The sequence below is a fragment of the Acinetobacter lwoffii genome, from assembly GCF_015602705.1.
Lineage (GTDB): Bacteria > Pseudomonadota > Gammaproteobacteria > Pseudomonadales > Moraxellaceae > Acinetobacter > Acinetobacter lwoffii_E.
Genome location: NZ_CP059081.1, coordinates 1,511,187 through 1,523,600, shown reverse-complemented (window position 1 = coordinate 1,523,600; position 12,414 = coordinate 1,511,187). Strand labels below are relative to the sequence as shown.

The window sequence follows — 12,414 nt, the reverse complement described above, 5'->3', positions numbered from 1 at the left end:
TTTAGAGGATGAAAGACTATGTCCAATCCAACCGACCGAAATGATGATGAACTCACTGAAGAGCAACTTGATCCGCAAGAAAAACAGGATCGTGAGATCCAGCGCGGTCAATTAGGTCTTCATGATCCACAGCGACAACGTGATCAGCTGCGTCAGGAAAGACAGGATGAGGAACAAATTCAGTAATTTTCCCTGAGATGCAAAATAAAAAACTCCCCATTCTTAAAATAGATGGGGAGTTTTTTTTCAGTATTAAAAAGTTAGGGACTAGTTTTTCGCATCACCACATCTTATACATCTGATCTAATCTGAACAGCTCACCTTCTTGGATGAGTGCTATTTTACTATTTCGTTTCTGTAGAGGCTTTTGCTTGTAGGGACTGCGCTTGTATTTCTGCCGTTTTTTTCTTGGCCTGAATTTGTGCCGCTATTTCCTGATTTTTCTCAGCAAAACGCAAGCCACCATCTCCGGCGAGACTGGTTTGGCTCATCACCATGCTGCTGCTCAAGATTAAAATCAGCTTAAAAAATTGAATTTTCATGTCTCATCTGCCTTTTTATTCTAATGGTATTAAAAATAAGCAATTATTATTCCAATGTTTTTATGCTTACTTAGATTTTAACTGCACTTTCTATTTTATAGGGATAATCTTCGAAAACACAGAGTCAATCATCGTAAAAATATAAAAATCTGCAATAAGAATAAATAGATATTTTGACTACATCTCAGCTTAAATCACTATTGATTTTTTATTTAAATCAAAAAAATCTTTCAACAGCTTATTTGGATTATTTTCATTGGCTAAAATATAGTGCAAATACCCAGAGCAATAACAAAAACAGAATCGCTGTGCAGGATTTCCAGAAAGTGACTGGATGCTTTTCAAGCATAGGACGTGAAACTGATTTTTTTAATTTGAGATCTGGGTGTTTCAGATCATATATAAAGGCTGAAAGTGCTTCATAGCGCTGCTCCGGGCGAATGGAAAGCGCTTTTTTAAAGATGGCGTCCAAGCCATGCGGCAGATCCGGTCGATATTCAGACAGTGAATGATAGCGTACCTTTTTTAATTTTTTTTCGGTCTTGCAGCGCGCGAGGTCTGTTCCATAAGGCAATTGTCTGGTCAATAAATAATAACTCATCACCGCCAGCGAGAACTGATCTGATTTTACTGAGGGCGAGCGTCCAATAAAATATTCAGGTGCCATAAAGGCCAAGGTTCCCAAAGGAACATCTGCGTGTTTGGGATTCAGTTCAACCAGACCTCTGACCGCTGTCGATCCATAATCAATCAGTTTTACTTTTAAAGCATCAGCAGGTTCAAGCAGCATGACATTTTCTGGTCGTACATCCTGGTGCAGCATTTCAAGACGGTGCATGGCATTCAATGCTTTGGCCACCTGCTCAATGATCGGAAGCAACTGCTGTAAAGTTAAAGCAGTTTTATGACGGTGCAGCCATCGGTTTAGGCTTTCCCCTTGTAAATATTCATAACTTTGAAATAAAAACTTCTTGCTGCCCTTATGCGGATAGCATTGCAGCAGATTTTCATGTTTTAAGCGTTTCGATACCCAGTCTTCCAGCTGAAATTGTTCCATCGCTTGCAGGTCATCCTGCACATCGACAGACAAGGTTTTAATGACCAGCTGATTTTGTGTTGCTTCATCATGCGCCAAATAGAGGCTGCTGCGATGATTTTGGTGCAAGATTTTATCAATTCGATAACCTTCAAACAGGTCGCCATGACTCAGCTGTTGCGGAAATAAAACATGGCTCTTGATATGAAAGGATTCCTCATCAGGCAACTGTTCCACTTTAATGATTTGAATGGTGAGATTATCATCACTACCCCGCTTTAAGGCCAGTTCGACTATAGACTTGGCAATGATATCCAGATGTTGTTGCTGCTCGACCATATTCGAGATGAGTTGAATATCTATGAATTCATAGACACCATCTGTCATCAAGATAAAGAAATCATCTTCACATAATTCAAGCTGCTGATAATCGACATCGATACGATGGTCGGCACCCAGTGCACGACTTAAATAATGTTCTGTTGATGACAGGCAAACACGGTGATCAGCCGTCAACTGTTCAATGGCTTGTGCCTGAATGCGATAAATCCGGCTGTCGCCAGCATGAAAGATATGTGCCCTGTTTTTTTTCAAAATCAGTGCACTAAAGGTGCAGACATAACCCTGGTCTTTATCAAAACGCCCGCGGCTTTGCTGGGTTTGTGCATAGAGCCAGGAATTAGTCGCACGAATAACCCGTGCCGCTGAAGTTTGAGTACTCCATGCATCCGAAGTCGAATAATAATCGGATAAAAAACTACTGACCGCCGTTTCTGCCGCAATATGGCTGACATTGCTGCTGCTAATCCCGTCTGCAATGGCACAGGCAATACCTTTGCTGCTCAGCGCATGGCCTTCAGGAATATAAATGCCATGGAAATCCTGATTCTGTGCTTTGATTCCAGCGGAAGAATATTGCCCGACACTGATCTTTAATTTTTTATTCATTTTAAATACTCAAAAAGGGATCGAATTGATCCCTTTAATCTCAAGACATAAATCATCATGCTCAGATTAGAATTCTTTTTTATCGCCAGTACGTACATGTGTGGTATAGAGCGCCAGACCTGTCAGAGCCAGACCACCCACCAGATTCCCCAGTGCCACCGGTAATTCATTCCACAAGAAGTAGTCTGTAATCGAGAAATCACCGCCCATCATCATGGCAAATGGGAACAGGAACATATTCACCACTGAATGTTCAAAGCCCATGGCGAAAAACAGCATGATTGGCATCCACATCGCAATGAATTTGCCGCTGACCGTGGTTGACATCATGGCACCAATTACCCCGAGTGACACCATCCAGTTACACAGCATGCCGCGGATAAAAATCGTCATCCAGCCAGCAAAACCATATTCGGCATAGCCTAAAGTCCGGTCTTCACCAATATGGGCAATTTTCACCCCGACCGCATTCGGTTCAGCGGCGAAACCCATGGTATAGACTGCGGCCATCAACACTGCCACGGTTAAACATCCGGCAAAGTTACCTAAAAAAACCAGTCCCCAGTTTTTTAAAATACGTGACCACGTTACCCCAGGACGTTTATCTAGCCAGGCTAATGGAGTCAATACAAATACCCCAGTGAGCAGGTCATAGCCCAAGAGATACAACATGCAGAAACCGACTGGAAATAGCAGCGCACCGATCAGTGGCATCCCTGTTTGCACCGCAATCGTGACAGCAAATACAGCTGCCAGCGCCAGAATTGCGCCTGCCATAAACGCACGGATTAAAACATCGCGCGTTGCCATATGAAGTTTTGCCTCACCGGCATCGACCACTTTTTTTGCAAACTCTGCAGGAGCAAGATAAGCCATATTTTTATCCCCTTTATATAAATTACTTGCCTGTTTGCAAATAAAAGACGCCTAAGGTCTATTTCAACCCTAGGCGTCTTTGCCTTGTATTATTCAAACAGATCAATTGTGTCATGGCGCCGTTGCCATATTTAATATAGATTAAAGCAAATAGCATGCCATTTATTTTAAATAGCTAATAAAAATCAGATGAATTATTTTAAAATTTAATCCTAATAATTATATTGGCACAATCTCTGCATTATCTATAACGGTCATTTTTTAAATATAGCTATTGGAGAAGATTAATGATTAGCCATCGTCAACAAGTGACAGACATGATTATTTCAGCGAAAGTTTTAAAGTCTATTAAATGGGCAGATGTCGCTGAAACAATAGGCCTTTCTAAAGAATGGGTGACAGCCGCATGTTTGGGTCAGATGGCTTTTAATAAAGAACAGGCAGAAAAAATTGGTGAAATATTTGGATTGACTGATGAAGCCATCGCCTGGCTGCAAATCGTACCCTATAAAGGTTCTCTGCCAACTAGCGTGCCGACAGATCCGCTGATTTATCGCTGGTATGAGGTTGTCAGCGTCTATGGTATGACTATTAAAGAACTGATCCATGAAGAATTTGGTGATGGAATTATGAGTGCAATTGATTTCAATATGGATATTCAACGTGAGAATAATCCAAACGGAGATCGGGTGAACGTCGTATTATCCGGAAAGTTTTTACCTTACAAAACCTATTAATTTATCATTCTAAAAATAAAAGCCATTTTGAAAATGGCTTTTATTTTATCTGCACTCATTAAATTCATTTATTTTTTAAAATCGTTATTAAAATATATATAATTTTTTCATCTAAAATTAAATTTATAAACTATAAATACTTTTATTTTTATTCGATGAATTCAATCACCCTGTACTTTTTAAATAATACTTTCCCATCCTGAATATTGAGTTCATCATTTTATTAGTGAGTTAGTAAAAACAACAAAAAGGATATTGCTATCCTTTTTGTTCATTCATTTTAAATCAGGAATGTAGTGTTATTGCTGTGCTTCTGCCAGATGACGTTCATTTACTGCCTGTTCATATAACAGCTGTTCTTTTTCTTTATGTTCGACAGAGAAGCGGATCATCAACACACAACTTGCAGCAATCACTACCAAGCCACCCAGTACCATCAAAGTGGTTTGAATATCCAGCATGCCTTTTAACAGGAAACCTGCAGCTACCGCGCCGACATTGCCACCTGCTCCAATAATACCGGCCACACCACCCAAGGCATCACGGTCGATAAAGGGTACCAGTGCATAGGTTGCACCACATGCCATATGAGTAAACAAGGCAAATATAGTCATCGCCATGATCGCCAAGGTCGCGCTGTTCATTTGCGAAAACAGAATAAGAAACAGACCTTCCAGCATGATCAAGGCAAACAGGACTTTGGTTCGACCATCCAGACCTTTTTGAATCGCAACTTTGTCTGAAACAATGCCACCCAAGGCACGGGCAAACAATGCCAGTAAACCAAAAATCCCGGCAGCCATGCCTGCTTCTTTTAGGCCAAACTGGAAGTTGTCGACAAAGTACAAGGCAATAATGTTATGGATGAAAATTTCAATACCAAAACAGGCTGCATAAGCTCCAAACAAAATCCACACACGGTAGTTACGTGCGGCATGCATCAAGATTGCAAGGCCGCCTTTTTTATCGCTACCAACAGAAATACCTTCAGCACGGAGTTCTTTAAAATTGCCTTGTGGACAGTCTTGGGTGAATTTCCAGTACAGTACACCGACAATGATCATCAGAATACCCGGAACCAGAAGTGCAATTCTCCATCCCATTGCCTGTTCTACACCGAACATCACCAAAGCAGCCAGCATTAAAGGCATCAGGGCTTGAGTCGCACCGCCACCGGCATTCCCCCAACCTGCTGTAGTTGCATTTGCCGTTCCCACCACATTTGGCGCAAACATGATACTGGTATGATATTGAGTAATCACGAAGCTGGCACCGATGGCGCCAATCAATAAACGGAAAAACAAGAAAGATTCATAACTGTTGGCCGACGCCACACCAAACACCGGAATACTGCCAATAATCAGTAAGGCGGTATAGGTTTTACGCGGACCGTATTTATCACACAACGGCCCCACGATCAGACGCACCAGAATTGTAATAGCGACTGCGGCAATATTGATATTGGCGATCTGCTCTTTGGTCAGGCTGAATTCACCGGCAATCACTGGCATTAACGGTGCACAGGCAAACCACGCAAAGAAACAGACAAAAAAAGCGAGCCAACTCATATGGAAGGCCCGCATCGCTGAACTACTGAAGTTAAATAGACTTATTTTTGTTGCTTTATTGAGACTTGTATTTGAAGACATAGCCATTTCCTTACCAGAACTGAACGTATTTAAGTCACTGTGATGCACAAGGCATATCAGTAACGATCAGAACGGACGTCATTGGCCGTCATACAAATGTAGAGTCTTCTTTGACTTTAATTAGATATATGCATAGGTCATGCCAGATTATTTTTAACATAAAATAAACTATTCTTTTATATAAAATAATTTTTATTTCACTTTCAAATTTAGACTTTTATTTCTTAAAAATAGAGAGAAAAATAGATATCTTCTGAGAAATTATGAGCAAAACAGCGATAGGATGACCTGCCCGGAGTCATTGCTGGTTTAAATCGGTGCAGGGCTGGATCAAATAATTTTTCCCTTTTCAAAATGCAGCAGTTCTGCCTGTAAATACGCCACTTCATCTACATGATGAGTCACATAAATCATGGGTAAATCTGTTTGATGAATCACAATTTTCAGAAAAGGTAAAATCTGGTTTTTCAGCTTTTGATCCAGTCCATTTAAAGGCTCATCCAAAAGTAATAGGTCGGGAGAAGATAAAAGTGCACGACCGATAGAAACGCGCTGTGCCTGTCCACCAGAAAGCTGATGCGCCCGATGCCGAAGTAGTGGCTTTAATTCGAGTAACTCCACAATGTCTTCAAACGTAAATTTCTGCTGACCTTTATTTTTTATATTTAGCTGTTCTGCATATTTCAAATTCTGCATGACATTCAGATGCGGAAACAGTAGGGCTTGCTGAAAAATCAGGGCAATTTTTCTTTGATGAACAGGAATATTCAGTTTCTGCTGATGATCAAATAATATTTTTTGCTGAAAATGAATAAAGCCTTGTGATGGTTTTAATAGCCCTGCAATATTTTTTAAAAAGGTGCTTTTCCCACTTCCTGAGGCTCCCACAATACCAATCAATTGTGTCTGCATATCCAGACTGGCCTGTAGCTGGAAATTTGCGTAATTAAACTGAAAATCACACTTCAGCATCTTAGCCCTCCAATTTACGTTGATACTTCTGCATGATCCAGTAATTTGCAATCAAGGCTGAAAAAGCCAGAATCAGAGATAAAATGACCAAACGCATAGCCATACTTTCTCCATCAGGCTGTTGTAACAGGCTATAAATGGCGATGGGAATGGTACGGGTTTCTTCTGGAATATTGCCAACAAAGGTAATGGTGGCACCAAATTCTCCCAGACTGCGGCTGAAACATAAAATGCTGCCGATTAAAATTCCCGGCAAAGCCAATGGCAAACTAATGCTACAGAATACCCGCCATGGTGCTGCGCCTAAAGATCCTGCCACCTGCTCTAATTGCCAGTTGATCATTTGAAAAGACAAGCGAATTGGTTGAACCATTAAAGGAAATGCCACCATCATGGCAGCGAGTACCGCACCTTTCCAATTAAATATCAGCTGAATTCCCCATTTATGTAGATATTGCCCCAGTATCCCCTGATGGCCAAATAGCAGGAGCAGAAGATAGCCCAGCACTACCGGCGGTAGCACCATGGGCATCTGCAATATCGCTTCAACGAGAAATTTGGCCCTGAATTCATAACGTGCCAGTAGCCATGCTACGGCGATAGCAAATGGCAGACACACCGCTGTGGCAAAGCCCGCCACTTTGGCTGAAAGCGCTAAGGCACTCAGTTCTTCTGGTGTAAGCATGAGCAGTTAGCCGACCTTAAGCTTAAAGCCATATTTCTGGAAAATCTGTTTGGCCTGTGCGCTTGTCTGGATAAATTCAGAAAATTGGACTGCTGCCTGATTTTTCTGGCCCTGCCGGGTTAAAGCAATCGGATACACAATCGGACGATGTGTTCTGGCTGGAAACACCCCCGAAATTTTAACTTTTTTACTCATCAAGGCATCAGTTCTATACACAATACCGACCTGACATTCGCCACGTTCTACAAATGCGAGAGTTGAACGAACGCTATCCGTACCGACTATTCTGCCCCGAAGCGGATTCAACCAGCCCAGCCGGGTTAAGCTTTGCTGGGCATATTTTCCAGCAGGCACCGATTCCATTTGTCCGGTACATAGATAGCCTTGAAAGGCTTTAGCAAAATTAAAGTCGGCTGACATTTTAAAATGATTTTTTTGCTGAATAGGACTAATCAATACGAGTTCATTCAAAAGCAAAGGTCGAATCTGACCGATCTGAATTTTTTGTTTCTTGATCAGCTCATTCATCCAGTCCAGGTCTGCAGAGAAAAATAGATCACTGCTCGCTCCCGCCGCAATTTGTTTCGCCAATACCGAAGACGCAGCAAAAACCGGAACGATCTGGATATCCCGATGCTGTTGCTCATACAGCTTGGAAATATCAGTAATCGCATTGGTGAGGCTAGCTGCAGCATAGATTTTAACTGTCTCGGCATGCAGCATGGGGCTAGTCAACAGCATGCCAGTGAGTAGAACTTTGATTAAATCCATCTTTCTTATTCTATGTGGTTCGAATATTAACAATTGATACAGGCATTTCAAATCAGCAAACCCTGTACCACATGCCCAGCCTGGATTTCTGTTCCTGCCGGAATGCGCACCAGACAGTTGGCCTGCATCAGATTACTCAACATATGTGACTGCTGTTTTGCCAGGCTTTTGAGCTTTAAGGTACCCTGATCAAATTCTGCAGCCATTCTTAAAAAACGTTCACGTGCATCCGCTTTCAAATCATGTGTCATTACCGCACTAAGCCATGCAGGTGACTGCTTTTGCCCTTGTAAGGCATTCAGTAAAGTTGTCGTATAGATTTGCATCCCGACATACACGGCAGCCGGATTTCCCGGCAAACCCAAGAGATAACAGTAACCTTGATCATCTCGACGATACTTGGCAAATAACATCGGTTTTCCGGGCTTCTGCTTCACTTTCCAGAAAATCTGCTCAAAACCCTGCTCCAGGGCAACAGGACGAATGAAATCATAATAACCCACCGAAACCCCGCCTGTGGTCAATATGAAGTCGTATTGGTTTTTAAGACGATGTATTAACGTTTGCAGCTCATACTCATTATCTGAAACATGCAGAATATCTACGTTTTGACCCTGTGATTGAAACCAGGCCTGAATCAGTGGAGCATTGGCGTCAAAGATTTTTCCGGAATTCAGGTCTTCAATGCTGGAAGCGACTTCATCTCCAGTAATCACAACAGCAATTTTAGGATAACGATAGACTGAAACCTGCTTTACGCCTGCCATGCTCAAAGCTGCAATTGCACCTACATGCAGTTTTTGACCTGCATCTGCCAGACGCTGCCCTTGTGCGATTTCCTCGCCTGCATCACGTATATCCGTATGAGGCTTTAGGTCTGTTGTAATAATGATTTGATTGGCATGGCATTTGACAATTTCCTGACGGGCGACCGTTGTAGTTCCTGCTGGAATCCTGGCACCGGTAAAAATCCGGACCGCCTGACCTGGCCGCAGTTCAATTTCAGTACTTTGCCCTGCCCGAATCTCTCCAATGAGTTCAAAAGTGCTGTGAGCACTAACATTTTCTGGACTGCAAAGCGCATAGCCATCTACAGCACTTTGTGAAAACAGCGGCAATGGTATGGCCGAATCAATCGCCTCTGCCAGATAGCGATTCAGAGCCCGAGCAAGCGGCAGGCTTTCAGCTACCAAGATATGCGTCTGCTCAAGTAACATCTGCAGTGCCTGATCAACAGAAATCAGTCCCGGTTCAGCACCGCAGGCTGAATGTGATAGTGCCTGATTCATTGATAGCCCCCCGCATGTGGGATATTTTTTTGCACATCAAACAAGTGCACCAAAGCCGGAAGTACCGCGATCAGAGATTCTTTCGCACCCTGACGACTTCCCGGTAGGGTCATCACCAGACTGTTCTCAATATAGCCAGCCACGCCACGACTTAATGCTGCATAAGGGGTACGTTTTTGCCCAAAACTACGTGAAGCTTCCATTAAACCGGGAATTTCCCGTTGCAGCAAAGGTTGTAGGGTTTCGACGGTCAGGTCTTTAGGACCTAAGCCAGTACCGCCCACAGTTAGAATCAGCGGATACTGATTTTTCTGCTGTTCAATCAGGGTCAAGAGCTGTTCTGGGCTATCGGGAATAACCTGATAACTAATAGAATCAAAATTGGCTTCTTTTAAAATTTCCATTACGTTTTGTCCGGCAGTGTCCGGCTTTTTGCCTGCTGCAACCGTATCGGACAGCACAATAACCGAAGCGGACAGACTCTCTTTAAGTACACGGGTAAAATGTGATTTTCCACCTTTTTTCTGCTGTAACCTGCATTGATCCAGCGACAAATCTTCCGGTTCACAATGCGGCTTCAGCATGTCATACAGGGTCAGACCTGCCAGACTGACCGCTGTCAAAGCTTCCATTTCCACACCGGTTGGTCCAATGGTTTCAACAGTAGCAATAATTTCGACATGCGCATCAAACAGTTCATATTCCACATCGGCACGATAAATCGGTAATGGATGGCACAATGGAATCAGCTCATCGGTCCGTTTGGCACCTAGAATGCCGGCAATGCGTGCTGTTTTCAGGGCATCACCTTTTTCAGTATTGCCATTACGTAGCAGCTCAATGCAATGTGGCGGTGCATGCAGGATTCCAGTGGCAATTGCTGTACGGTAACTTTCTGCTTTCATCCCTACATTTTTCATGATTCATCCCAGGCTAATTTTTAAAATCTGTTTTAAAGTGATTCATCTTATGCATCCTCATTGGACGCATTTAATTAGATGGTGATTGGCAAGCGTGTTCTGCTACATGGTGATGGTGACAATGCGCTTCTTCTGCATGATGAGAGTGATTAGTTTCAGGTCCATGATCTTTTCGGATACAACAGCCTTCCACATACTGGCTGCTACCATCCAGATAAAACTCTTCTTTCCAGACCGGAACCTCATGCTTCACCCGTTCCACAGCTTCCTCACAGGCAGCGAAGGCCTCACGACGATGGGCCGCATAAGCCATAGCAATAATGGCTGTTTCCCCAACCTCCAGCTCACCAATACGGTGCACTACCCGTACATAAGACACCTGGTATTTGATCTGGATCTGCTGTTCAATTTCACGAATCATTTTTTCAGCCACAGGCGCATAGGCGGTATATTTCAGGGCACGCACAGCTTTCCCCTGATGATGGTTACGTACTGTTCCGACAAAGATGCCGATTCCACCACATTCTGGAAAATGCTGGATACCATCAAAATCCTCCAGACTAAAAGCAGTCTGCTGGATTCGGGCAAATTGTTTTAGTGACTTGAGTTGCATCTCAGCCTCCTGCTACCGGCGATAACAGCACCAGCGTACTGTCACGATTTAAAACATTCTGTCTGGAAATAATGTCTTCACCGATTGCACAGGCACAACGTTCCAGCATGGGCTGTATATCGGGATAGAGGGATAGCAACTGGTTCAGGACTTCAGAAACATGAATTTCAGACTCGCATTGCAAATTTAAATCTGCGGGAATTTGTCGTTCAATCGCACCGAAGGCTTCTATTTTGATATGAATTAATTTTTGCTGAGTGAGTGACATATTTACCCTCCAATGCTGTGCATGCTGATTTTTCGGATCGGCTTTTGTATTGGCGATTGCTGGATCGCATGGAAGCCGGCCTCTTTATGCCAGATATAAGCGTGGAGCTTGTGCTGAAATGTCTGTGTGGCGAAATGATCCAGCGCCAGTTGTTCGATATCTGCCTTAAGGTTCAGGCCTTGTCTGGCAAATAAACAGTTATAAAATTCACCTTGGGCATTGAGGCGCAGACGGTCACAATCACTGCAAAATGAATGGGTAATGGTGGAAATAATCCCCAAAGGCTGCCCATTGACCAAATAGCCACGGGCTGGATTGGCGCCTTGTCCTTGAGATACCTGGACATCAAATTCAGTTTTCAGTTGATCCAGGATATCCTGCTCACTGATGACATCAGACGGATTCCATTTCTGATCGCCATCGAGGGGCATAAACTCAATAAAACGCAGTTCTATAGCCTGATGCTGTGCCCATTTCACCAAAGGAATAATCTGATTGTCATTGATGCCTTTGATGAGCACACTATTGATCTTGACGGTCAAACCTGCCTGCTGTGCGGCAGAAATACCTTGAAGTACAGGCTGTAACTGTTTTTGGGTCAGTTGCTGAAACTGCTTTGGATCAAGACTGTCTAGACTGATATTCAGATCGTCCAGTCCTGCCTGTTTAAGCGCTTGAGCATAATCTTTTAAATAATGGCCATTACTGGTCATGGAAATACGTTTCAGGCCAATTGCTTTCAATGTCTGTAAGCAGGCAATAAAATGAACAAGACCCTGACGCATCAACGGTTCGCCCCCCGTCACGCGGATCTGCTCAATCCCGTGTCGCACCATAAACTCGCAAAAAGCATACAGGGCTTCAAAACTGAGCAAATCTTTTTTATTCATCCATTCCGGATGTTCAGGCATGCAATAGCTGCATTTGAAATTACAGCGGTCAGTCACCGAGATCCGCAACTTACGTTTCTGGCGTCCAAACTGATCCTGAAAGATACTGCGAGGTGCTAAAGCTGTCATGCTATTCATTGCTGCGGTCCATGATGAGATCTGCACGGTTATTTAACAGTCTTGATTTACTGCGCTATTTCTTCACAATGAATGAGCAA

The 12,414-nt window shown here is 43.1% G+C and carries 14 protein-coding genes; 2 read left to right on the top strand and 12 right to left on the bottom strand.

The window, feature by feature from the left end; translation table 11 throughout:
* The first annotated feature begins 18 nt into the window (after nt 1-18).
* Nucleotides 19-186, top strand: a complete 168-nt coding sequence (locus H0S56_RS07390) for a hypothetical protein (RefSeq protein WP_195724749.1) — start codon at nt 19-21, stop codon at nt 184-186.
* 158 nt (nt 187-344) lie between these two features.
* On the opposite strand, the gene H0S56_RS07385 is transcribed toward H0S56_RS07390, so the two are convergent.
* The 3 genes from H0S56_RS07385 to H0S56_RS07375 all read right to left on the bottom strand — a co-directional run bounded on the left by H0S56_RS07385 (nt 345) and on the right by H0S56_RS07375 (nt 3,402).
* Nucleotides 345-542 carry a hypothetical protein gene (locus H0S56_RS07385; protein WP_004646985.1) on the bottom strand — a complete coding sequence of 66 codons (198 nt, stop codon included), beginning with the start codon at nt 540-542 and terminating at the stop codon, nt 345-347.
* Nucleotides 543-795: 253 nt separating this feature from the next.
* Nucleotides 796-2,526, bottom strand: coding sequence for a bifunctional protein-serine/threonine kinase/phosphatase (locus tag H0S56_RS07380; RefSeq protein WP_195724748.1), 1,731 nt, complete (start codon nt 2,524-2,526; stop codon nt 796-798).
* Between the two features lie 66 nt (nt 2,527-2,592).
* Complete coding sequence (locus H0S56_RS07375) at nt 2,593-3,402, bottom strand: formate/nitrite transporter family protein (RefSeq protein WP_195724747.1); 810 nt, start codon at nt 3,400-3,402, stop codon at nt 2,593-2,595.
* Nucleotides 3,403-3,689: 287 nt separating this feature from the next.
* On the opposite strand from H0S56_RS07375, the gene cynS reads away from it, so the two are divergent.
* A complete protein-coding gene (gene cynS / locus H0S56_RS07370; RefSeq protein WP_004280338.1) occupies nt 3,690-4,139 on the top strand; it encodes a cyanase in 450 nt (149 codons plus the stop codon).
* Nucleotides 4,140-4,438: 299 nt separating this feature from the next.
* Here cynS and H0S56_RS07365 read toward each other — a convergent pair whose 3' ends face one another.
* The 9 genes from H0S56_RS07365 to moaA form a co-directional block, all read right to left on the bottom strand.
* Nucleotides 4,439-5,788, bottom strand: a complete 1,350-nt coding sequence (locus tag H0S56_RS07365) for an MFS transporter (protein WP_195724746.1) — start codon at nt 5,786-5,788, stop codon at nt 4,439-4,441.
* 330 nt (nt 5,789-6,118) lie between these two features.
* Nucleotides 6,119-6,760 (bottom strand): ATP-binding cassette domain-containing protein, encoded by a 642-nt coding sequence (locus tag H0S56_RS07360; protein WP_195724745.1) that lies wholly within the window; start codon nt 6,758-6,760, stop codon nt 6,119-6,121.
* 1 nt (nt 6,761) lies between these two features.
* Complete coding sequence (gene modB / locus H0S56_RS07355; RefSeq protein ID WP_195724744.1) at nt 6,762-7,445, bottom strand: molybdate ABC transporter permease subunit; 684 nt, start codon at nt 7,443-7,445, stop codon at nt 6,762-6,764.
* Between the two features lie 6 nt (nt 7,446-7,451).
* Entirely contained in the window at nt 7,452-8,216 is a 765-nt protein-coding gene (gene modA, locus H0S56_RS07350) for a molybdate ABC transporter substrate-binding protein (RefSeq protein WP_195724743.1), read from the bottom strand.
* 47 nt (nt 8,217-8,263) lie between these two features.
* Nucleotides 8,264-9,505, bottom strand: a complete 1,242-nt coding sequence (locus H0S56_RS07345; protein ID WP_195724742.1) for a molybdopterin molybdotransferase MoeA — start codon at nt 9,503-9,505, stop codon at nt 8,264-8,266.
* Nucleotides 9,502-10,425: a bifunctional molybdenum cofactor biosynthesis protein MoaC/MoaB gene (gene moaCB, locus H0S56_RS07340; RefSeq protein WP_044110909.1), complete on the bottom strand. Its 924-nt coding sequence runs from the start codon at nt 10,423-10,425 to the stop codon at nt 9,502-9,504. The genes H0S56_RS07345 and moaCB overlap by 4 nt, the downstream gene beginning before the upstream one ends.
* Before the next feature lie 70 nt (nt 10,426-10,495).
* Nucleotides 10,496-11,038, bottom strand: a complete 543-nt coding sequence (locus H0S56_RS07335; RefSeq protein WP_004646997.1) for a molybdenum cofactor biosynthesis protein MoaE — start codon at nt 11,036-11,038, stop codon at nt 10,496-10,498.
* A gap of 1 nt (nt 11,039) precedes the next feature.
* Nucleotides 11,040-11,306 carry a MoaD/ThiS family protein gene (locus tag H0S56_RS07330; RefSeq protein ID WP_004280351.1) on the bottom strand — a complete coding sequence of 89 codons (267 nt, stop codon included), beginning with the start codon at nt 11,304-11,306 and terminating at the stop codon, nt 11,040-11,042.
* 2 nt (nt 11,307-11,308) lie between these two features.
* On the bottom strand, nt 11,309-12,334 hold the full coding sequence (gene moaA / locus H0S56_RS07325; RefSeq protein ID WP_195724741.1) for a GTP 3',8-cyclase MoaA: 1,026 nt from the start codon (nt 12,332-12,334) through the stop codon (nt 11,309-11,311).
* Nucleotides 12,335-12,414 lie beyond the last annotated feature (80 nt).